18 protein-coding genes are annotated in these 20,706 nt (G+C 59.6%); 5 read left to right on the plus strand and 13 right to left on the minus strand.

Annotated elements, in window-relative coordinates; all coding sequences use genetic code 11:
- Window positions 1–4 precede the first annotated feature (4 nt).
- Window positions 5–1,147, plus strand: a complete 1,143-nt coding sequence (pqqE, locus tag ACCC96_RS20735; RefSeq protein ID WP_413696773.1) for a pyrroloquinoline quinone biosynthesis protein PqqE — start codon at window positions 5–7, stop codon at window positions 1,145–1,147.
- Window positions 1,113–2,936: a S9 family peptidase gene (locus tag ACCC96_RS20740; protein WP_413696764.1), complete on the plus strand. Its 1,824-nt coding sequence runs from the start codon at window positions 1,113–1,115 to the stop codon at window positions 2,934–2,936. The genes pqqE and ACCC96_RS20740 overlap by 35 nt, the downstream gene beginning before the upstream one ends.
- A gap of 66 nt (window positions 2,937–3,002) precedes the next feature.
- Here ACCC96_RS20740 and ACCC96_RS20745 read toward each other — a convergent pair whose 3' ends face one another.
- The 3 genes from ACCC96_RS20745 to ACCC96_RS20755 form a co-directional block, all read right to left on the minus strand.
- Window positions 3,003–3,323, minus strand: coding sequence for a helix-turn-helix domain-containing protein (locus ACCC96_RS20745; protein ID WP_019650317.1), 321 nt, complete (start codon window positions 3,321–3,323; stop codon window positions 3,003–3,005).
- The gene (locus ACCC96_RS20750; RefSeq protein ID WP_258674223.1) at window positions 3,316–3,672 is read right to left on the minus strand and encodes a type II toxin-antitoxin system RelE/ParE family toxin; all 357 of its coding nucleotides are present in this window, start codon (window positions 3,670–3,672) and stop codon (window positions 3,316–3,318) included. The genes ACCC96_RS20745 and ACCC96_RS20750 overlap by 8 nt, the downstream gene beginning before the upstream one ends.
- A 253-nt stretch (window positions 3,673–3,925) precedes the next feature.
- Window positions 3,926–5,209 (minus strand): aspartate aminotransferase family protein, encoded by a 1,284-nt coding sequence (locus ACCC96_RS20755; RefSeq protein WP_413696765.1) that lies wholly within the window; start codon window positions 5,207–5,209, stop codon window positions 3,926–3,928.
- Window positions 5,210–5,378: 169 nt separating this feature from the next.
- On the opposite strand from ACCC96_RS20755, the gene ACCC96_RS20760 reads away from it, so the two are divergent.
- The gene (locus ACCC96_RS20760; protein WP_028940266.1) at window positions 5,379–6,299 is read left to right on the plus strand and encodes a LysR family transcriptional regulator; all 921 of its coding nucleotides are present in this window, start codon (window positions 5,379–5,381) and stop codon (window positions 6,297–6,299) included.
- A 225-nt stretch (window positions 6,300–6,524) separates the two neighbouring features.
- Here the strand turns inward: ACCC96_RS20760 and ACCC96_RS20765 are convergent, their stop codons facing one another.
- The 10 genes from ACCC96_RS20765 to bioB all read right to left on the minus strand — a co-directional run bounded on the left by ACCC96_RS20765 (window position 6,525) and on the right by bioB (window position 18,975).
- The gene (locus ACCC96_RS20765; RefSeq protein WP_413696766.1) at window positions 6,525–8,303 is read right to left on the minus strand and encodes an acyl-CoA dehydrogenase C-terminal domain-containing protein; all 1,779 of its coding nucleotides are present in this window, start codon (window positions 8,301–8,303) and stop codon (window positions 6,525–6,527) included.
- Between the two features lie 188 nt (window positions 8,304–8,491).
- Complete coding sequence (locus tag ACCC96_RS20770) at window positions 8,492–10,288, minus strand: acyl-CoA dehydrogenase C-terminal domain-containing protein (protein ID WP_413696767.1); 1,797 nt, start codon at window positions 10,286–10,288, stop codon at window positions 8,492–8,494.
- A gap of 90 nt (window positions 10,289–10,378) precedes the next feature.
- Window positions 10,379–11,668 carry a GGDEF domain-containing protein gene (locus tag ACCC96_RS20775; protein ID WP_018928822.1) on the minus strand — a complete coding sequence of 430 codons (1,290 nt, stop codon included), beginning with the start codon at window positions 11,666–11,668 and terminating at the stop codon, window positions 10,379–10,381.
- Between the two features lie 226 nt (window positions 11,669–11,894).
- Complete coding sequence (locus tag ACCC96_RS20780) at window positions 11,895–13,700, minus strand: phenylacyl-CoA dehydrogenase (RefSeq protein WP_007936490.1); 1,806 nt, start codon at window positions 13,698–13,700, stop codon at window positions 11,895–11,897.
- A 277-nt stretch (window positions 13,701–13,977) separates the two neighbouring features.
- Complete coding sequence (locus ACCC96_RS20785; protein WP_007936482.1) at window positions 13,978–14,274, minus strand: hypothetical protein; 297 nt, start codon at window positions 14,272–14,274, stop codon at window positions 13,978–13,980.
- 120 nt (window positions 14,275–14,394) lie between these two features.
- On the minus strand, window positions 14,395–15,075 hold the full coding sequence (gene bioD / locus ACCC96_RS20790; RefSeq protein ID WP_413696768.1) for a dethiobiotin synthase: 681 nt from the start codon (window positions 15,073–15,075) through the stop codon (window positions 14,395–14,397).
- Window positions 15,072–15,884, minus strand: a complete 813-nt coding sequence (gene bioC / locus ACCC96_RS20795) for a malonyl-ACP O-methyltransferase BioC (protein WP_413696769.1) — start codon at window positions 15,882–15,884, stop codon at window positions 15,072–15,074. The genes bioD and bioC overlap by 4 nt, the downstream gene beginning before the upstream one ends.
- The gene (locus ACCC96_RS20800; protein ID WP_258671353.1) at window positions 15,877–16,608 is read right to left on the minus strand and encodes an alpha/beta fold hydrolase; all 732 of its coding nucleotides are present in this window, start codon (window positions 16,606–16,608) and stop codon (window positions 15,877–15,879) included. Before ACCC96_RS20800 ends, bioC begins: the two co-directional genes overlap by 8 nt.
- Window positions 16,601–17,779 (minus strand): 8-amino-7-oxononanoate synthase, encoded by a 1,179-nt coding sequence (gene bioF / locus ACCC96_RS20805; RefSeq protein ID WP_413696770.1) that lies wholly within the window; start codon window positions 17,777–17,779, stop codon window positions 16,601–16,603. Before bioF ends, ACCC96_RS20800 begins: the two co-directional genes overlap by 8 nt.
- 140 nt (window positions 17,780–17,919) lie before the next feature.
- A complete protein-coding gene (gene bioB, locus ACCC96_RS20810) occupies window positions 17,920–18,975 on the minus strand; it encodes a biotin synthase BioB (protein WP_008008198.1) in 1,056 nt (351 codons plus the stop codon).
- 90 nt (window positions 18,976–19,065) lie between these two features.
- Here bioB and ACCC96_RS20815 point away from each other — a divergent pair, with 90 nt between their 5' ends.
- Both ACCC96_RS20815 and ACCC96_RS20820 read left to right on the plus strand, forming a co-directional pair.
- Complete coding sequence (locus ACCC96_RS20815) at window positions 19,066–19,806, plus strand: ComF family protein (RefSeq protein WP_413696771.1); 741 nt, start codon at window positions 19,066–19,068, stop codon at window positions 19,804–19,806.
- Window positions 19,807–19,869: 63 nt separating this feature from the next.
- Window positions 19,870–20,634, plus strand: coding sequence for a TOBE domain-containing protein (locus ACCC96_RS20820; protein WP_413696772.1), 765 nt, complete (start codon window positions 19,870–19,872; stop codon window positions 20,632–20,634).
- Window positions 20,635–20,706: the final 72 nt, after the last annotated feature.

Here is a 20,706-nt window from a genome sequence, read left to right on the forward strand (position 1 = left end):
TTCCGTGTCAGGCAAGTTACCGCCCAAGCCCGACATCGGCCTGCCGCTGTGGCTGCTGGCCGAATTGACCTACCGCTGCCCGCTGCAATGCCCGTATTGCTCCAATCCACTGGATTTCGCCGAGCAAGGCAAAGAATTGACCACCGAGCAGTGGATCAAAGTCTTTCGCGAAGCACGGGAGATGGGCGCGGCGCAGTTGGGCTTTTCCGGTGGTGAGCCGCTGGTGCGCCAGGACCTCGCCGAGTTGATCGCTGAGGCGCGCAAACTGGGCTTCTACACCAACCTGATCACTTCCGGCATCGGCCTCACCGAGCAGAAAATCAGCGACTTCAAGAAGGCCGGTCTGGACCATATCCAGATCAGTTTTCAGGCCAGCGACGAGCAGGTGAACAACCTGTTGGCCGGCTCGAAAAAAGCCTTCGCGCAAAAACTCGAAATGGCCCGAGCGGTGAAGGCTCACGGCTACCCGATGGTGCTGAACTTCGTCACCCATCGGCACAACATCGACAAGATCGACCGGATCATCGAGCTGTGCATTGCCCTTGAGGCAGACTTCGTCGAACTCGCGACGTGCCAGTTCTACGGCTGGGCGCAGCTCAATCGGGTCGGCCTGTTGCCGACCAAAGAGCAACTGGTTCGCGCCGAACGCATCACCAACGAATACCGCGCCAAACTGGAAGCCGAAGGGCATCCGTGCAAGCTGATTTTCGTGACGCCGGACTATTACGAAGAACGTCCGAAAGCCTGCATGAACGGCTGGGGCAGTATTTTTCTGACGGTCACACCAGACGGAACCGCACTGCCCTGTCACGGCGCCCGACAGATGCCGGTGCAGTTTCCCAACGTGCGCGACCACAGCATGCAGCACATCTGGTACGACTCGTTCGGCTTCAACCGCTTTCGCGGTTATGACTGGATGCCCGAGCCGTGCCGCTCCTGCGACGAAAAAGAAAAGGACTTCGGCGGCTGCCGTTGCCAGGCGTTCATGCTCACGGGTGACGCGAGCAATGCCGACCCGGTGTGCAGCAAGTCGGAACATCACAGCGTGATCCTCAAGGCCCGCGAAGAAGCCGAGCACGCGACCCAGACCATCGAACAACTGGCCTTTCGCAATGAACGAAACTCACGCCTCATCGCCAAAAGCTGAACCCTTGAGCGCCGCCAGGGCCGTCGCGGCCGGCATCGACTTCGCCGAGTTGCAGGTCGGGCCACATGGCCTGTTCTGGAACGAGTACCGCCCCGAAGATGCTGCCTGCCGGATCTGGCAGTGGCGCGACGGTCAGGCGCATTGTCTGACGCCGCCCACCTTCAGTGCGCGCAGCCGGGTGTACGAATATGGCGGTGGCGCGTTTTGTCTGACCGATGACGGGCTGGTGTTCGTCAACGAGGCCGATCAGCAGCTGTATCGGCAATCGCTGAGCGATGAGACGCCTGAGGTACTGACTTCAAGTGAATGCCGGTACGGCGATCTGCAGTTCGCCAACGGGCAAGTGCTGGCGGTGGAAGAGAACCGCGATCAGCATCGCATGGTGGCGATCGATCTGGCTGACGGCCAACGCCATCTGCTGGCCGAAGGCGCTGATTTCTACGCGGCACCGACCTTGAGTCCTGACGGTCGACGTCTGGCCTGGATCGAGTGGAATCGCCCGGATCAGCCCTGGACCGCGACTCGCCTGATGGTTGCCGAACGCCAGCGCGATCACACCTTTGCGCAGCCGCGTTGTGTGGCCGGTGACGGTGCTCAGGAGTCACTGCAACAACCGAGATTCGATGACCGCGGCCGTCTGTATTGTCTGACCGATCGCGGCGGTTTCTGGCAGCCGTGGGTGGAGTCGACAGAAGGTCTGAGCCCACTCCCGAGCGCTGCTGCCGACCATGGACCGGCGCCCTGGCAATTGGGTGGTTGCACCTGGTTACCGTTGAGCGAAGACACTTATCTGGCGAGTTGGACCGAAGGTGGGTTTGGGCGACTTGGGCTTTGTCATGGCGATGGCTCCCGTGAGGATTTCACGGGCGACTACAGCCGCTTCCGCCATCTCGCACAGGATGACCAGTTCATCTACTGCATCGCCGCTTCGCCGGTCAGTTCAGCGGCAGTGATTGCCATTGACCGCGAAACCCGGCAGGTGAAGACCCTCGCCGGTGGCGTTGCACCACTGCCCGCCGAACAAATCAGCCGCCCGCAAACCCTGCGTTATCCGAGCGGTTCGGGCGAGGCCCACGGGTTCTTCTACCCGGCGATGACCGGCGACACGCAACCGCCCTTGGTGGTGTTCATTCATGGCGGACCGACGTCAGCCTGCTACCCGATGTTCGACCCGCGAATCCAGTATTGGGCACAACGGGGCTTCGCCGTGGCCGACCTCAATTACCGGGGTAGCAGTGGTTACGGCCGCGCTTATCGCCAGGCGCTGCATTTGAGCTGGGGCGACGTGGACGTGGAAGATGCCTGCGCAGTGGTCGGCTACCTGGCCGAGCGCGGACTGATCGATGGTAACAACGCGTTCATCCGCGGAGGCAGCGCCGGTGGGTACACCGCGTTGTGCGCACTGGCCTTCCACAAGGTGTTTCGTGCGGGCGCCAGCCTGTATGGCGTCAGCGATCCTGTTGCGCTGGGTCGTGTCACCCACAAGTTCGAAGGCGATTATCTGGACTGGTTGATCGGCGACCCGGTAGAGGACGCTGAACGCTACGCCGCGCGCACGCCGCTGCTGCACGCGAACAACATCAGCGTTCCGATGATCTTCTTTCAGGGTGAGCTGGACGCCGTGGTGGTGCCGCAACAGACCCGCGACATGGTCAAGGCGCTACAGGACAATGGCATTCTGGTCGAAGCGCATTACTACGCCGACGAACGCCATGGCTTTCGCAAGGCCGGCAATCAGGCCCACGCGCTGGAGCAGGAATGGTTGTTTTATCGGCGGGTGATGGAGTAGGTGGGCTGAAATCGTAGCGCCTCATTTAATCAACCTGCGGTGTTCGTCAGGGTTCAGTGCGATGCTTCAGGCCAGTATCTCCAGGCCGTGTTTCTGAACGATACTCAGCAACTTCAGAGCCATACCGCTGGGGTGTTTGGCTCCCGCCTCCCATTGCTTGACTGTCGAAGCGCTGGTGTTCAAATAACGCGCAAACACTGGCTGGCTGACGTTGTTGCGTTCACGTAGCGCTTTGATCTGCTCAGCCGGGATCGCGTCCGGAACCGTTGCAAGGCATGACTCGTCGAATTCGCGCATGGTTGCCTTACTGATGGCACCGATGGCATACAAAGCACTGGCTGACTCGTGTACCGACTCAAACACGTCACTTTTGAATTTCTTACTCATGGGATATCTCCACAAACTCCTCAATGTCCAGCAAGTGCTGGACCTGCATCTCGGTCAATGTGCCATAAACCTTGGCTAATCCCCGCAGTTGAGTCAGCTCCGCAAGGCTGATATTGCTTCGATCCTTCTTGGCGAACAGCAATTGATAGATCCAATAATGCCCACCCTTTGCCAGAACAATTGAGCGGTGACGGTTGGCATTCAAACGTTTTTTCCAGACCCCGCCGCCGAGATTGTCCGCCTGACCATCGAGCATTTCGGTGAATGCCTCCCGAAGTTCTTCATCGCCGACCCAAGCCTTACCGGCCTGCATCGCAAAACGCTTTGTCTTGAATAACCTCGGTGACATCGGCATCCCTTCCACAAAACATACCACCCAGTGGTATAGAATTCAAAGCCATCGCCACAACCATGTTGTTTCGCTGGCACCGGCACTCCTTGCCGACTCCCTCTAAAAAGCCATTGATCCCGCTATCGCTCAAGCACTGAAATGCCTTCGGCAAAACGCAGAGACAAAAAAACGCCCCACGCGAAAAGAATCAAACGTGGGGCGATGCGTTATACCGCGAGACGGTTCGGAAATTCGTGTAGGGCGGGTCTGATCAGACCGCAATACCTTTGCGGCACTGCAGTTGCGCGGTGCGTACGCGGGAGAAGGCGCGGGCCAGGCGCAGGAGCATTTCGTCGATGTTGGCCTTGCTGACGGTGAGGGCCGGGGTAAAGCGCAGGCAATCGGGTTGCGGGGCGTTGAGCAGCAAGCCTTCATACAACGCGGCCTTGACTACGGCGTCGGCGGAATCGTCGGACAGATCGAGCCCCCAGAGCAGCCCTTGCCCGCGCAATTCGCCGTGACTATAGCGATGGGCCAGACGACTCAGGCCTTCGCCCAGATGCTGAGCGGTTTCCCGCATATGGTCGAGAAAGCCCTTGTCCTGCACGCTGTCGAGCACGACAAGCCCGGCGGCACTCATCAACGCATTGCCATGATGAGTGCCGCTCATTTCGCCGACTTCGAAACAACAGGCCTTGCCTCGCGCCAACAATGCCGCCAATGGCACGCCACCGCCGAGCCCTTTGCCGAGCACCACGATATCTGCCCGCACGCCGTAAGACTGTTCGACGAGCAAGGCGCCGCAGCGACCGACGCCGGTTTGCACTTCGTCGAGTATCAGCAGAATGCCAAGCTCTCGACACAGGCGCTCGACACCCTTGAGGTAGTGCTCGGTGGCGGGAATCACACCGGCCTCGCTCTGGATCGGTTCGAGCATGATCGCGACTGTCTGGGCATCCACGGCCGCATGCAAGGCTGGCAGGTCATTGAACGGAACAGGACTGAAGCCCGGCAGCTGTGGCTCGAATCGGTTGATCAGATTCGAACTGTCCGACGCCGAAATCGTCCCGAGACTACGGCCATGACAGCCTTTACTGGCCACGATGATCCGCGAAGCGCCACCACGATATTGCTGGCCCCATTTGCGCGCCAGTTTGATCGCCGCTTCACAGGCTTCGCTGCCACTGTTGAGCAGGTACGCCTGGTCACTGCCGGTACTGGCGCAGAGCCGTTCGGCAAGGTTGAGCATGCCGCGGTTGTGCAATCCAAAACCCGGATTGATCAGCGACTGAGCCTGTTCCGAAATCGCTTTGACCAGTGCTGAAGGGCTGTGTCCCAGGCTATTGGCGCCACCACCCTGTGAGAAATCCAGGTAAGCGCGGTCATCGCTGTCCCACAGCCAGGAGCCTTGGCCACGCACGAAAATCTGTTTCGGCCGTTCGACACTGGGCATCAGGCACTCGCTGGAAAAGTTGTCGCTTCTGGCCGGCAGGGAAGTGTCCATCGCCAGGTCATCAAGGCTCGGTGGCTTACGTCGCAGGTTGAACAGATTCATCGGATAAAACCTCGTCCGAGGTTTTTTGCCTTGCCTATGTAAACACCATCGCTGTAAACGGTATTCATCGTGCTTTATGGCCCTGTAAGCCTTGTGAATGCAGTTAGACTAGGCGTAGGCAAGGCACTGAGCCATTTCGATTTCTCAGCATTTTCGATAAGTATTACTTATGGATTTCAAACAACTGCGTTATTTCGTCGCGGTCTACGAAGAGGGCCACGTCGGTCGGGCCGCCGAGCGGCTTTCTATCTCCCAGCCAGCGTTGTCCCAGCAGATCCGCCAACTCGAACAGAACCTCGATGTGAGCCTGTTCGAACGCAGCAGCAAACGTCTGCTGCCAACCCTGGCGGCCCACACGTTGTACAACCATGCCCTGCCCTTGCTCGATGGCCTGCAACGCGCGCGCGAAGCCTTGGGCAATTTCAAGGGCAAGGCGCTGCGAACCTTGGCCATTGGCGTGCTGCAGACCGTCCACTCCAGTCTGGTGCCGCAAATGCTCGAGCGCGTGCGCAAGGCACAGCCGCATCTGGTGGTGCAGATCTATGAACTGACCGGCCTGGAAATCGAGCGTCGACTACTCAATGGTTCGCTGGACATCGGCATCAGTTACCTGCCGCCCCGTCAGCCGGGTTTGCACGGCGTGCCGTTGTACGAAGATGAGCTGACCCTTGTCATCCCGGCGGACCATCCGTTGCGCGAATTCAAGAAGGTCTCCATGAGTCAGGCCGCCGAGCTGCCCATGTTGCTGTTGGGTGAAGAGTTCCAGGTGCGGCAGATCTGGCAGGCACAATTGGCCAGTCTTGGGCGCCGGCCGCAGGTGCAGGCCGAGCTGAACAATATGGCAGGGATTCTCGACAGCCTGCCGCACACGCGGCTGGCGACCGTTCTGCCAGGGCGCTCACAAAAGACCCATGGTGACCAAGAGCTGCTGTGGAAACCACTGAGTGAGCCGCGGGTGCCGCTGAAAGTGGGGTTGGTGTGTCGGGATGTGCAGCGGCAACAGGCTTCGCTGGCGTTGTTGCGAACGCTGCTGGAAGAGGTGATGGATGAGCACTTGCGTAGCCCGACGGCCCTGGATGGGTTGAGCTGAACTTTTTTGCGCCCAAAAGAAAACCCCGCCGAAGCGGGGCTTTGCAGACTGTTTCCCTGACATCCATTTCACTCCGCCGTCCTGGCAGAATCCTACGTGTCCGTGTTGTTGCTTTGCGCTTCCTGCGCGACGTCCATGTGAAGTAGATTAGCTCTGGATCCAATCTGCGCATATGGGAAAACAGCAGCACGTCACGTAAGAGAATGCTTACATAACGCTACAGGGTCAGAATTGTCCTGCATCCAACAGGAACAGCGATTCGCTCCCCGCCTTCACCGACGCACTCAACGAGTGAATACGCGGCAGCAAACGGGCGAAATAGAACCGCGCTGTACCGAGTTTGCTCGCGTAGAAATCGTCCTGCGCTTCTTTACCGAAGGCTGCCTTGGCCATCAGTGCCCACATGTAGGCGTAGGCTGTGTAACCGAAAGCTTGTAGATACTCGACCGACGCAGCGCCGATTTCGTTCGGGTTGTTTTTCGCCCGGTCCAGCAGCCATGCGGTCAGATCGTCAAGGGTGTCCACTGCATCGTTCAGCGGTTTGGTGAACTCCGCCAGATCAGCACTGGCCGTCGCGGTGAAATGACGAATCTCGTCAGCGAACAGTTTGTAGAACGCCCCGCCGCTGCCGACGATCTTGCGCCCGACAAGGTCCAGCGCCTGAATACCGTTGGTGCCTTCGTAGATCTGCGTGATGCGCACGTCGCGAACCAACTGCTCCTGGCCCCACTCACGGATGTAGCCGTGGCCGCCAAAAATCTGCTGGCCGTGAACCGTGGTTTCCAGCCCCAGGTCAGTCAGGAATGCCTTGGCCACAGGCGTCAACAGTGCGACCAGGTCTTCTGCACGTTTGCGAGTGGTGGCGTCTTCGCTGAACTTGGCGGTGTCCAGTTGCATAGCCACGTAAGTGGAAAATGCACGGCCGCCTTCGTTCGAGGCTTTCATGGTCAGCAGCATGCGACGCACGTCAGGGTGGACGATGATCGGGTCAGCCACTTTGTCCTTGTTCTGCGCGCCGGTCGGCGAACGGCTCTGCAGGCGGTCGCGAGCGTATTCAATGGCGTTCTGGTAGGAACGTTCACCCGAGGCCAGGCCCTGGATGCCGACACCCAGACGCTCGTAGTTCATCATGGTGAACATCGCCGCCAGGCCTTTGTTCGGCTCGCCGACCAGGTAACCCACGGCTTCGTCGAAGTTCATCACACAGGTTGCGGATGCCTGGATACCCATCTTGTGTTCGATCGAACCACAGGTCGCCGGGTTGCGCGCACCGAGGCTGCCGTCGGCATTGACCATGAACTTCGGCACCAGGAACAGCGAAATACCTTTCGGCCCTGCTGGCGCGTCCGGCAGCTTGGCCAGTACCAGGTGGATGATGTTCTCGGTCAGGTCGTGTTCACCGCCGGTGATGAAGATCTTGGTGCCGCTGACCTTGTAGGAACCGTCAGCCTGAGGTTCGGCCTTGGTGCGGATAATCCCCAGATCAGTACCGGCGTGCGGCTCGGTCAAGCACATGGAACCGGCCCAGACACCGGCGTACATGTTCGGCAGGTACGCGGCTTTCAGCTCTTCGCTGGCGTGGGCGTTGATCGACAGGCAGGCGCCGGCGGTCAGCATCGGGTACAGACCGAACGACAGGCTGGCGGAGTTGACCATTTCTTCGACCTGCGCCGAAACAGCCTTGGGCATGCCCATGCCACCGTAGGTCGGATCGCCACCGACACCGACCCAACCGCCTTCAGCGTAGGTCTGATACGCCTGTGGGAAACCAGCCGGGGTGCTGACGGCACCGTCGGCCCAGTGGCAACCTTCTTCGTCAGCCGCACGGCTCAGGGGCGCGATGCTTTTGCTGGTGACCTTGCCGGCTTCTTCCAGAATGGCTTCGACAGTTTCAGCATCGACGGTCTCGGCGAGCGCAGGCAGTTCGGCCCAGAGTTTGGCGACCTCGAAAACTTCATTGAGGACGAAGCGCATATCGCGCAGGGGCGCTTTGTAGTCAGCCATGGCAAACCTCGCAAGATCTAAACAGGTGGTTCGTAGGAATAGTGATTTCGCTGTGTCCGAGTGTACCTCAACAACTTTTACGACACATAGGGTCAGCCTATGACCATTTTGTTATTTTTAGTCACTTGCTTGCTCCCCCATAAAGAAGCCCGCAGCGAGGCGGGCTTCTTTATGGCTGATTCGAATGATTAAAGCGCAAACAACTCCGCCGGCAGCTTCATCAGACAATCGCTACCCGCCTCGATGGCCGCCCGATGAGCAGCCGTACGCGGCAGTAAACGCTTGAAGTAAAACTCGCTGGTCGCCAGTTTTCCTCGGCAGTAATCGGCATCACCGCTGCCCGACTCCAACTGCGCCTGAGCCACCAGCGCCATGCGTAGCCACAGGTAGCCGAGGATGATGTAGCCGCTATACATCAGGTAATCCACCGAGGCGGCGCCGACTTCATCCGGATTTTTCATCGCGGCCATGCCGATCCTGGAAGTCAACTCGCCCCACTGCTGGTTCAGTCCGTTGAGTTGCGCAAAATAACTGCCGAGTTGCGGATGCTCAGCGTTTGCCGCACAGAACTTGTGGACGATTTTAGTGAAGCCGCGCAGCAGTTTTCCCTGACTGCCAAGGACTTTGCGCCCAAGCAGATCCAGCGCCTGAATGCCGTTGGTGCCTTCGTAGATCGGCGCGATCCGGCAGTCGCGAACCAACTGCTCCATGCCCCACTCACGAATGAAACCGTGGCCGCCAAACACCTGCATGCCAAGGTTGGTCACCTCCAGCCCGGTGTCGGTCATGAAGGCTTTGCAGATCGGTGTGAGGAACGCCAGCAAATCCTCAGCGTCCTGACGCGCCGCTTCATCCGGGCTCAGATGCGCAGCGTCCAACAACTGTGCGGTGAAGTAAGTCAGTGCCCGGTTGCCCTCGTTGAAGGCCTTCATCGTCAGTAACATCCTGCGCACATCGGGATGAACGATGATCGGGTCGGCGGGTTTTTCCGGCGCTTTCGGGCCGGTCAGCGAGCGCATTTGCAGACGGTCGTTGGCGTATTTGATTGCGCCCTGGAAGCTCGCCTCCCCCAGACACAAACCTTGCATGCCGGTGCCGAGCCGCGCGTGGTTCATCATGGTGAACATGCAGTTCAGGCCCTTGTTCGGCTCACCGATCAAGAAACCCTTGGCGTCATCGAAATTCAGCACGCAGGTGGCCGAGGCCTTGATGCCCATTTTGTGTTCGATCGAGCCACAGGAAACGCCATTGCGCTCGCCCGCCTCGCCCTCGGCATTGGGTAGGAATTTGGGCACGATAAACAGCGAAATGCCTTTGGTCCCCGCTGGCGCGTCCGGCAGTTTGGCCAGCACCAGATGAATGATGTTGTCACTCATGTCGTGTTCGCCGGCGGAGATGAATATCTTGCTGCCGGAGATCGCGTAACTGCCGTCGGCCTGCGGTACGGCGCGGGTCTTGATGATGCCCAGATCGGTGCCGCAATGGGCTTCGGTCAGGCACATGGTGCCGGTCCATTGGCCTGCGGTGAGCTTGCTCAGATAGGTCTGTTTCTGTTCTTCAGTGCCATGCGCATGGATGGCCGACATCGCACCGTGGGTCAGGCCGGGGTACATGCCCCAGGACGTGTTGCTGGAGCCGACCATTTCGCTGATGACCAGCCCCAAGGAACTTGGCAAGCCCTGACCGCCGTAAGCCGGATCCGCCGCCAGACCATGCCAGCCGCCTTCCACGTATTGTGCGAATGCTTGCTTGAATCCTGTAGGCGTTGTGACTACACCGTTGTCGAAATGACAGCCTTCTTCGTCGCCGCTGCGGTTCAGCGGTGCGAGAACGTTCTCGCAGAATTTCGCGCCTTCTTCGAGGATCGCATTGACCATGTCCGGGCTGGCATCGGTGGCCCCCAGCGCGGCGTAGTTGCTGTGAAAATCGAAGACGTGATCGATCAGAAAGCGCATGTCGCGCAGGGGAGCTTTGTACTCGGGCATGGTCATTTCTCCGGCAGCAGATGGCTCAAACCTACTGCCGTGCATCAGACCTCACAATCACAGTCCAGACGCTGAATGCGCCATCATCACTCAACCCGCAGCAGCGTCCATGCGCACCGCGCCACGGCGGTTCTGACCGAAGGCCATCACACAGTTTCGCCCCGCGCCCTTGGCGCTGTAGAGCGCCTGGTCGGCGGATTTGAGCACTTCTTCGGGGGTGCGTTGTTCCAGCCGTTCGGCGACGCCGATGCTGACGGTGACCGAAACACTCGAGGCGCCCGAACCCGCGCGACGCTGGCGTCCCTGCTGGTCATCCTGGGGACGGCTGTCCTGATTGCGCAGCTGGATATTGTAAGTGGCGATGGATTCGCGGATGACTTCCAGGTGCGGCATGCACTCTTCGAGGGTCTTGCCTGCGAACACCAAGGCAAATTCCTCACCGCCGTAGCGATATGCCCTACCGCCACCACTGATTTTCGACAGCTTGCTGGCCACCAGTCGCAACACTTGGTCGCCGACATCGTGGCCGTGGGTGTCGTTGAATTTCTTGAAGTGGTCGACGTCGCTCATCGCCAGCACGTAATTGCGCCCCAGCCGTTGCATGCGTTCGTTCAGGGCGCGGCGCCCCGGCAGGCCGGTGAGTTCGTCGCGGAAGGCCATTTGATAGGCCTCATGCGCAACCGCGGCGGCAATCATCAACATCACCTGGCTGCACATGATGTTCAGGGTGAAGGGCAGGATGAAGGTTTTCGGCAACATCCAGAACAATCCCAACAGCCCCACCAATTGCGCAGCGTGCAAGGGTCTTGGGTTGCGCCAGTATTGCCAGGCCAATAACAGGAACGAGGCGATGAACACGGGATAAGACAATTGGATCAAGCTCATCCACGCACCATGCAATGCTGGCCAGCGGATCTCCGACAGCCACATCAGCAGCGCCTGTGGGTAACTTTGCTCCAGCCCCAGCGCCACACTGCCGAACGCCAGCAACACAGCGAAGCGCGCCACCATGTCCTGGAACAGGTGAGTGCGCTCTTGCCAGGCGGCGAACAAGCCAAACAGCAATGGCAACAACAGACAGCACAGATGGAACACCACGGCGGCGTCTTCACGAACCTTGCCGTTGTCGCGGTAATAGTCGGTCTGGGTGTCGAGCAGGAAGTAGGCAATGTACACCGTGACCATCAGAAACAGTTCACGCTGACGTCGGTAAACCGCGCAATACGCACCGCCGAGCAACAGCACCAGAGTGGGCAGCACGTTGAACAGCGAAGTGAAGAAGACGTTGAGATCCTTGACGTAGGCAGCCGCAAGCCCCGCGAGCAACAACAGCAGCGATGGCAAAAAATGGCTGAAACGTACAGCGGAAGAACGCGGCAAGGGTAAAGCTCCGACCCGGCAAACAAAGATGGCATTGTGCCTGCATTTGGAGCAGCTAAGCACGTGCAATGTGACACGTGTCACATCGCAGCCTCTTTAACGGCAGCAAAGTCGTTCTTCTTAGCGTTTTAGTCAGGAATATTTAAAGACGTGATCGTTTGCGTCAGGCATAAAAAAGCCGCTGCTTCCGAAGAAGCAGCGGCTTTGTGAAGAGACTGCGTAGGGCTTAGTAACCCAATGCGAAGTCTTCTTCTTTCATGTCCATCAGGTTGTTGGCGCCCGACAGCATGGTTGCAACGTGAGTGCGGGTACGCGGCAGGATGCGCTGGAAGTAGAAGCGCGCAGTCTGCAGCTTGGCGGTGTAGAACGCCTCTTCGGTGGTGCCGGCAGCCAGTTTCTCGGCCGCCAGACGCGCCATGTCAGCCCAGAAGTAGGCCAGGCAGGCGTAACCGGAGTACATCAGGTAGTCCACGGATGCTGCGCCGACTTCTTCGCGATCTTTCATGGCCGCCATACCGACCTTCATGGTCAGCTCGCCCCATTCTTTGTTCAGCGCAGCCAATGGCTCGACGAACTCTTTGACCGCGTCATTGCCTTCGTTGCTCTGGCAGAACTTGTGGACGATCTTGGTGAAGCCCTTGAGCGCTTCGCCTTGAGTCATCAGCACTTTACGGCCCAGCAGGTCGAGTGCCTGAATGCCGGTGGTGCCTTCGTACAGCATCGAAATACGGCTGTCGCGAACGTTCTGCTCCATGCCCCACTCGGCGATGAAGCCGTGGCCACCGTAGATCTGCACGCCGTGGTTGGCGGATTCGAAACCGACTTCAGTCATGAAGGCTTTGGCGATCGGCGTCATGAAGGCCAGCAATGCGTCGGCTTTCTTCTTCTCTTCTTCATCGACGCCGTATTTGACGATGTCGACTTGCTTGGCGGTGAAGTAAACCATCGCACGGTTGCCTTCGGCGAACGCCTTCATGGTCAACAGCATGCGACGTACATCAGGGTGAACGATGATCGGGTCAGCGGCTTTGTCCGGCGCTTTCGGGCCAGTCAGGGAGCGCATTTGCAGACGATCGCGAGCGTATTTCAGGCCGCCCTGGAAGCCGATCTCGGCGTGTGCCAGACCTTGCAGCGCGGTACCCAGACGTGCGGTGTTCATGAAGGTGAACATGCAGTTCAGGCCTTTGTTCGCCGGGCCGATCAGGTAACCGGTGGCCGCGTCGAAGTTCATCACGCAGGTGGCGTTGCCGTGGATGCCCATCTTGTGTTCCAGGGAACCACAGCTCACAGCGTTGCGCGCGCCGATCGAGCCATCTGCGTTCGGCAGGAATTTCGGCACGATGAACAGCGAGATGCCTTTGGTGCCGGCAGGTGCGTCCGGCAGACGTGCCAGAACGATGTGGACGATGTTGTCGGCCATGTCGTGCTCACCGGCCGAGATGAAGATCTTGGTGCCGGACACTTTGTAGGAGCCGTCGGCCTGAGGTTCGGCCTTGGTGCGCAACATGCCCAAGTCAGTGCCGCAGTGCGGTTCGGTCAGGCACATGGTGCCGGTCCATTCGCCGGAAACCAGTTTGGTCAGGTAAGCCTCTTGCTGCTCAGGCGTGCCGTGTTCGGAAATGGTGTTCATCGCGCCATGGGACAGGCCTGGGTACATGCCCCACGACCAGTTGGCTTCACCCACCATTTCGCTGACAGCCAGGCCCAGAGACTCCGGCAAGCCCTGGCCGCCGTGCTCTACGTCGTGGGCCAGACTTGGCCAGCCGCCTTCAACGAATTGCTTGTAGGCTTCTTTGAAGCCGGTCGGGGTTTTAACGCCGGACTCGCTCCAGGTGCAGCCTTCGGTGTCACCCACGCGGTTCAGCGGCGCCAGCACCTGCTCACAAAACTTGGCGCCTTCTTCGAGAATGGCGTCAACCATGTCCGGAGTTGCGTCCTGGCAAGCCGGAAGGCTCTGATAGTGCGCTTCGTAGCCGAGCAGTTCGTCACGAACGAAGCGAATATCACGCAAGGGGGCCTTGTAGTCAGGCATAGCGATAAACCTCTGCTGATGTAACCGGGAATGAACGACCGTGGTGATTTGTTGTGACGGTCAAACAGTTGTTTGAAACATACGTTTACGCCCAAATCTTGTCAAGCGCCGATCTTTTGCCGTTCGTCTTCGATCTATGAAAATCTTGGGCGCGCAGTGGCGCAACGTCGTTGATTGAGCAACACGTCATGTAGGAGAGATTAGTTGAGGGAGAAGGACTTACGCAGAAAAACGCCGCGGACAGGCGCGGCGCTGGGATAGTGAATTCAGTGAGGAATCAGGCGAAGGTATCGATCAACGTGCCGAGCATTTCATCGGAGGCCTTGGCGACTTTGACGCCAAGTTCCACCTGGAACTTGCCTTGAGACATCTCGACCACATTGCTGGCCAGATCCGATTGCTGGCTGCGGTCTACCGAGCGCAGACGATCGACCTGAACCTCGGAGGACTGACTGGTGACCGAACGCTCGATGGTGTTGTTGGCGATCTGCCCCGAAGCCTGATCGACACGGTTCTGCCCTGTCTGAATAGTGCTCAGACCGGCATAAAAAGCGGTGTTTCCTGAGATTTCCATGGGAGAACTCGTCCTACAAAGGATCAACAGCGGCCATTGAACCAGACACGCCGCTAAAAGGCCCGACAAAAACACTAATGGCACAGTGCCTTATCATAGGTAAAACCCACGCCAGAAACGTCAGTCCAGCAGATCCAGCTGTAGATGTTCGGCCACTGCTTCGGCCGTCACCGACTTGAGTTTCGGCACCCGCCCCAGGCACGGCGCGGGAATGCGCTCGGCCAGTGTCGCCAGGTTCTCTTCCAGCCGCGAGGTCTTCGGATCGATGATGTTCGCCACCCACCCCGCCAACTGCAAACCATCCCGAGCAATTGCCTCAGCCGTCAGCAGCGCATGGTTGATGCAGCCCAGACGCACGCCGACCACCAGGATCACCGGCAGATCCAGCGCCATGGCCAGGTCTGACAGATTGTCCTGATCCGCCAACGGCACTCGCCAGCCGCCAGCGCCTTCGATCAAAGTGAAGTCCGCCTGCAGATCGAGAATCTGCCGCATCGGCGTCAACAACGATTGCACAGTCAACGCCACGCCAGCCTCCCGCGCCGCCAGATGCGGTGCGATTGCCGGCTCGAACGCGACCGGATTGACCTGATCGTAGGTCAACGGTATCGAGCATTCGGCCAGCAGTGCCAGTGCGTCGGCGTTGCGTAATCCCTTGGGCGTCAGCTCACACCCGGAGGCTACCGGCTTACCCGCCGCCGTGCTCAAGCCCGCCAATCGCGCGGCATGCAGCAAACCTGCGGCGACGGTGGTCTTGCCGACATCGGTGTCAGTACCGGTGATGAAATAGGCTGCGCTCATAAGGGTTTCTCCAGAACGGCGTAAACCACTTGATAAGTCGCCGGCAGTCCCTGTGCCTGACGAAACTGCTCGTAAGCCTCGATCAAGCCGAGGATTCGCGCCCTGCCGGTCAAACCGCCCGGCCGACCGGGGTTCAGGTTATGCGCCCCCAGTGCCTTGAGCTCATGGGTCAGGCTGCGGACATCGGGGTAATGCAACACATGCGGATGTGTTTCAAGGCTGATGACCTTCAAGCCACTGCCCGCGCAAAGCTGTTGGTAAATACCGAACTCGCGGAAGCGGTTGACGTGCACCATGCCATCCACCTGACGCCAGCTGTCGCGCAATTCGTACAGAGTCCCTACACACAGACTAGCAAACGCGAAAATACCGCCCGGTTTCAGCACCCGATGCGCTTCGTTGAGCACCGAGGCGAAATCCGCGCACCATTGCACCGCCAGGCTGGAGAAGACCAGGTCGCAGGTCGAATCCTGCAACGGCAAGCGTTCGGCATCACCGGCGATGAAATGGTTGGCGCCGCCCAAGGGACGGGCGTGACTGAGCATCCCCTCTGCGATATCAAGGGCCAGCCCGTTGCCGGCAGGAAAACGCTCACCGAGCGCACGGCTGAAATACCCGGTGCCACAACCCATGTCCAGCCATCGACCCGGGACAAAATCCTCCGGCAAGCGACGCAACAATTCATTGCCAACGTCGCGCTGCAATTCGGCCACGCTGTCGTAGCTCGCCGCCGCTCGGGAAAAGGACGCCGCGACCTGGCGTTTATCGGGCAAGCCGCCGGGCATGTTGGGAAGGGACAAATCAGTCATCACCGGACTCATGCAAAAAGGCCTGAATCGCCCCCGCCACACCGTGGGGGTCCTCCAGAAGAAACGCGTGGCTGGCCTGTTCAATCAGACCGATTTCGACATCCGGCAGCAGCGCCAGCAAATCCCCCGCCGCTTCGGCCGGGACCAATCCGTCGAGACCACCGAACAAGTGCAATTGCGGACCGCGAAACGCCTGCAACGCTTGCCGGGTATCCAGCTGTGCAAGCAACTCCAGGCCGCTCATCAGCACCGATGGAGACGAAAGCGGTGCGCCAGCGAGCAACAGCCGCGATAGCCCGCGCGGGTCTGCGGCACCTTGGGTGCACAGCAGCGAGAAACGTTTCAAAGTCATGCCTGGGTCGGCTTTGCAACCGGCCAGAAACGCGTCGAAGGTCTCGCCGGGCATCCCGCTCGACCACTGCTCATGGGCGACAAAAGAAGGATTACTCGCCAGGGTCACCAAACCGCAGCAACGGTCACCACGCTTCGCCGCCAATTCGGACGCCAGCATGCCGCCCAATGACCAGCCACCGAGCCAGGCATCCTGGGGCAGCGTCGAATCCAGTTCATCGAGCCATTCTTCAAGGTCGCTCGATTCCAGTTCCGGCAGTGGTTCGATTTCGACGCGCAGATGCTCATCCAGGCCTTGCAAGGCAGCCGCCAAGGGTTCCAGCGGAGAAATCCCGAGACCCCAGCCCGGCAGCAGAATCAGACGATCACGCATGGCTTGGCTCCGGTCCCAGTTGTTGAAAACAATCGGCCAGTCCATTTAACAATAGCTGCACCTGCGCCTCGCTGTGGGCGGCGGTCAGGGTTACGCGCAAGCGGGCGCTGCCGGCGGGCACGGTCGGTGGACGGATCGCGGTCACCATCAGGCCACGCTCACGCAGCATCTGCGACAGCCGGACCGCACGCCCGGCGTCGCCAATCATGATCGGCTGGATCGGCGTGAAGCTGTCCATCAATTCCAGGCCAATCTGCTCGGCGCCTTGGCGGAACTGGCGAATCAGCGCCTGCAAATGCTCACGTCGCCAGTGTTCGCTGCGCAGCAGCTCAAGGCTTTTCAGCGTCGCGCAGGCCAGCGCCGGCGGTTGGCTAGTGGTGTAGATGTAAGGGCGAGCGAACTGGATCAGGCTCTCGATCAATTCTTCACTGCCAGCCACAAAAGCACCGGCCGTACCGAACGCCTTGCCGAGAGTGCCGACCAGTACCGGCACATCGTCCTGACTCAGGCCAAAATGCTCGACGACCCCACCGCCATTGGCGCCCAGCGGACCAAAGCCGTGAGCGTCATCGACCATCAACCAGGCACCCTTGGCCTTGGCTTCCCGCGCCAGCGCCGGCAGATCGGCGATGTCGCCGTCCATGCTGAACACGCCGTCGGTGACCACCAGCGTATTGCCGGTGGCCTTCTCAAGGCGTTTGGCCAGACTGGCCGCGTCGTTATGCAGATAGCGATTGAAACGCGCACCGGACAGCAAACCGGCATCCAGCAACGACGCGTGATTGAGCCGGTCTTCCAGCACCGTATCGCCCTGCCCGACCAATGCGGTGACCGCGCCGAGGTTGGCCATGTAGCCGGTGGTGAACAGCAGTGCGCGCGGGCGGCCGGTGAATTCGGCAAGGGCTTCTTCCAGCGCGTGATGCGGGCCGCTGTGGCCAATCACCAGATGCGAAGCACCACCGCCCACGCCCCAACGCGACGCGCCGGCGCGCCAGGCTTCGATCACTTGCGGGTGATTGGCCAGGCCCAGGTAATCGTTGTTACAGAACGCCAGCAATGGCTGACCATCGACCACCACTTCCGGGCCTTGAGGGCTTTCAAGCAGCGGGCGCTGGCGATAAAGGTTTTCGGCACGACGGGCAGCAAGGCGCGCGCTGAGATCGAAAGACATGCAGACCTCGCGAGTAGAAGAGAGGCACGAACATCTGTAGGAGCTGCCGAAGGCTGCGATCTTTTGATCTTGCCCGTATCAGCTTCGATCCAGAAAAGATCGCAGCTTTCGGCAGCTCCTACAGAAAAGCCTGAACGTGGTTAAACAGCAGCGTTATAGAACTGCTCGCTGCTCTTCTGCTCCACCAGTGCCTGTTCGATGGCGGCCTGATGCACTTCGTCGGCGTGCTCCTCGCGAGCTTCCGGCAGGATGCCCAGACGCGAGAACAGTTGCATGTCCTTGTCCGCCTGCGGGTTGGCGGTGGTCAGCAGTTTTTCGCCGTAGAAAATCGAGTTGGCGCCGGCAAAGAACGCCAGGGCCTGCATCTGCTCGTTCATCGCTTCGCGACCGGCGGACAGGCGTACGTGGGATTTCGGCATCAGGATGCGTGCAACGGCGAGCATGCGGATGAAATCGAACGGGTCGACGTCGTCGGCATTTTCCAGCGGCGTGCCGGCGACTTTCACCAGCATGTTGATCGGCACCGACTCTGGATGCTCCGGCAGGTTGGCCAGCTGGATCAGCAGGTTGGCGCGGTCGTCGAGGGACTCGCCCATGCCGAGAATGCCGCCGGAGCAGATCTTCATCCCCGAATCACGCACGTAGGCCAGGGTTTGCAGGCGCTCGCTGTAAGTGCGGGTGGTGATGATGCTGCCGTAGAACTCAGGCGAGGTGTCGAGGTTGTGGTTGTAGTAGTCCAGGCCGGCTTCGGCCAGGGCGACGGTCTGGTCCTGATCGAGACGACCAAGGGTCATGCAGGTTTCCAGGCCCATGGCTTTCACGCCTTTGACCATCTCCAGCACGTAAGGCATGTCTTTGGCCGACGGGTGTTTCCACGCCGCGCCCATGCAGAAACGGGTCGAACCGATAGCCTTGGCGCGAGCAGCCTCTTCGAGGACCTTCTGCACTTCCATCAGTTTTTCTTTTTCCAGGCCAGTGTTGTAGTGACCCGACTGCGGACAATATTTGCAATCTTCAGGGCACGCGCCGGTCTTGATCGACAGCAGGGTGGAAACCTGGACGCGATTGGCGTCGAAATGCGCGCGGTGCACCGTCTGCGCCTGGAACAACAGGTCATTGAATGGCTGAACGAAGAGTGCTTTGACTTCAGCCAAAGACCAGTCGTGACGCAGGGTGGCAGTGGTGCTGGCGCTCATGGGCGATTCCTTGGTTATGCTTGGCAAGCGACTGGGGAATGGAATACCCACAGACGCGACACGGATGTTCGGCATATTTAAGGAAGACTCATGCACTGTCAACCACGATACGAAGGACCGGTTTACATCTGGTTAAAAAACAAACAATCCTGTTTGCTCTGCTCAGAGATCGCGGACGACACCCTACCGATCTGCATGGCCTGCGAAACCGAGCTGCCCTGGCTGGGCGACCAATGCCATACCTGCGCCCTGCCCTTGCCCGCCACCGGTCTGACGTGCGGCCAATGCCTGAAACAACCGCCAGCCTTCGAGCGAGTCGCCGCTCCCTGGACTTACAGCTTTCCCGTCGACAGTTTGATCACCCGCTTCAAGCACAGCGCAAAATGGCCGTTTGGCCGCCTGCTCGCCGAACTTCTTGCTCAGTTCCTGCAACATCGCTTCGATGAAGATCTGGATCGGCCCGACGCGCTGATACCGGTACCGCTGGCCCCCAAGCGGCTGCGCCAGCGGGGTTTCAACCAGGCGGCGATGCTCGCCCGCTGGCTCAGCGCCGGCCTCGACATTCCTTGTGATGAAACGCTGTTGGTGAGGATTCAGGACACCAGCGCGCAACAAGACCTTAATGCCGACGCACGTAAAAAGAACCTGCGCCACGCCTTCGCCCTGGCGCCCGAGGCTTCGGTCAAAGGTCGCCACTTCGCACTGGTGGACGATGTGCTGACCACCGGCGCCACCGTACAGGCCCTGGCCCGGCTGTTGATGGCAGCGGGTGCGACGCGGGTCGACGTCTACTGCCTGGCCCGTACCCCAAAACCTGGCGATGGGGCCTGACTTGACTCCCGCACGCCAAGCCGCCAACGTCCCATCCATCGCCACAGCCCAAAGCGCCTTGCCATGTCCTTGCCTACGTTGTTGTCCCAGCACATTGTCCGTCGTCCGCAGCGCATCGCGTTGCTGCAACACATCGCCGAACAGGGTTCGATCACCCGCGCCGCAAAAAGCGCCGGCCTGAGTTACAAGGCCGCGTGGGACGCCATCGACGAGCTGAACAACCTCGCGCAAAAACCACTGGTGGAGCGCAGCGTTGGTGGCAAGGGCGGCGGTGGCGCCAAATTGTCCAGCGAAGGCGAGCGCGTGTTGCGCCTGTATCAAAAGCTGCAAGCGTTGCAGGCTCAGGTTCTGGAAGCCGCCGAAGAGGCCAGCGACCTGGACTTGCTAGGTCGGCTGATGCTCAGAACCAGCGCGCGCAATCAACTGCACGGCAAGGTCGTGGCGATCGATGCACAGGGGCGCAACGACCGGATCCGCCTTGAACTGGCCGAAGGCTTGCTCATTGACGCGCAGATCACTCACGACAGCACCCTGCGCCTGGAGCTGGAAACGGGTACCGAAGTGGTCGCACTGATCAAGGCCGGTTGGCTGGAACTGCTTGGCATCGATCAAGCTGCAACACATGGCAACAATTGCCTGAAGGGCACGATCGAAGAAATCCTCGACGCCGAAGACAACCCCAGCGAAGTGCGCATCGGCCTGCCCAATGGCCAGACACTTTGCGCCCTGGCCGAGCCGCTGCACCTGAAAAACCTCGGGCTTGCCGCCGGTAAACCGGTGCAGGTGCAGTTCGCGCCATCGAACATCCTGCTGGGTACACCGCTGTAGGAGCTGGCGGCAGGGGCAGGACATAATATTTATTATATTCTGATAAAAAAAAAACACCAGCGTGAGAGCGCA

Origin of the sequence: Pseudomonas sp. Pseusp11, from assembly GCF_047304405.1 — a bacterium.
GTDB lineage: Bacteria > Pseudomonadota > Gammaproteobacteria > Pseudomonadales > Pseudomonadaceae > Aquipseudomonas.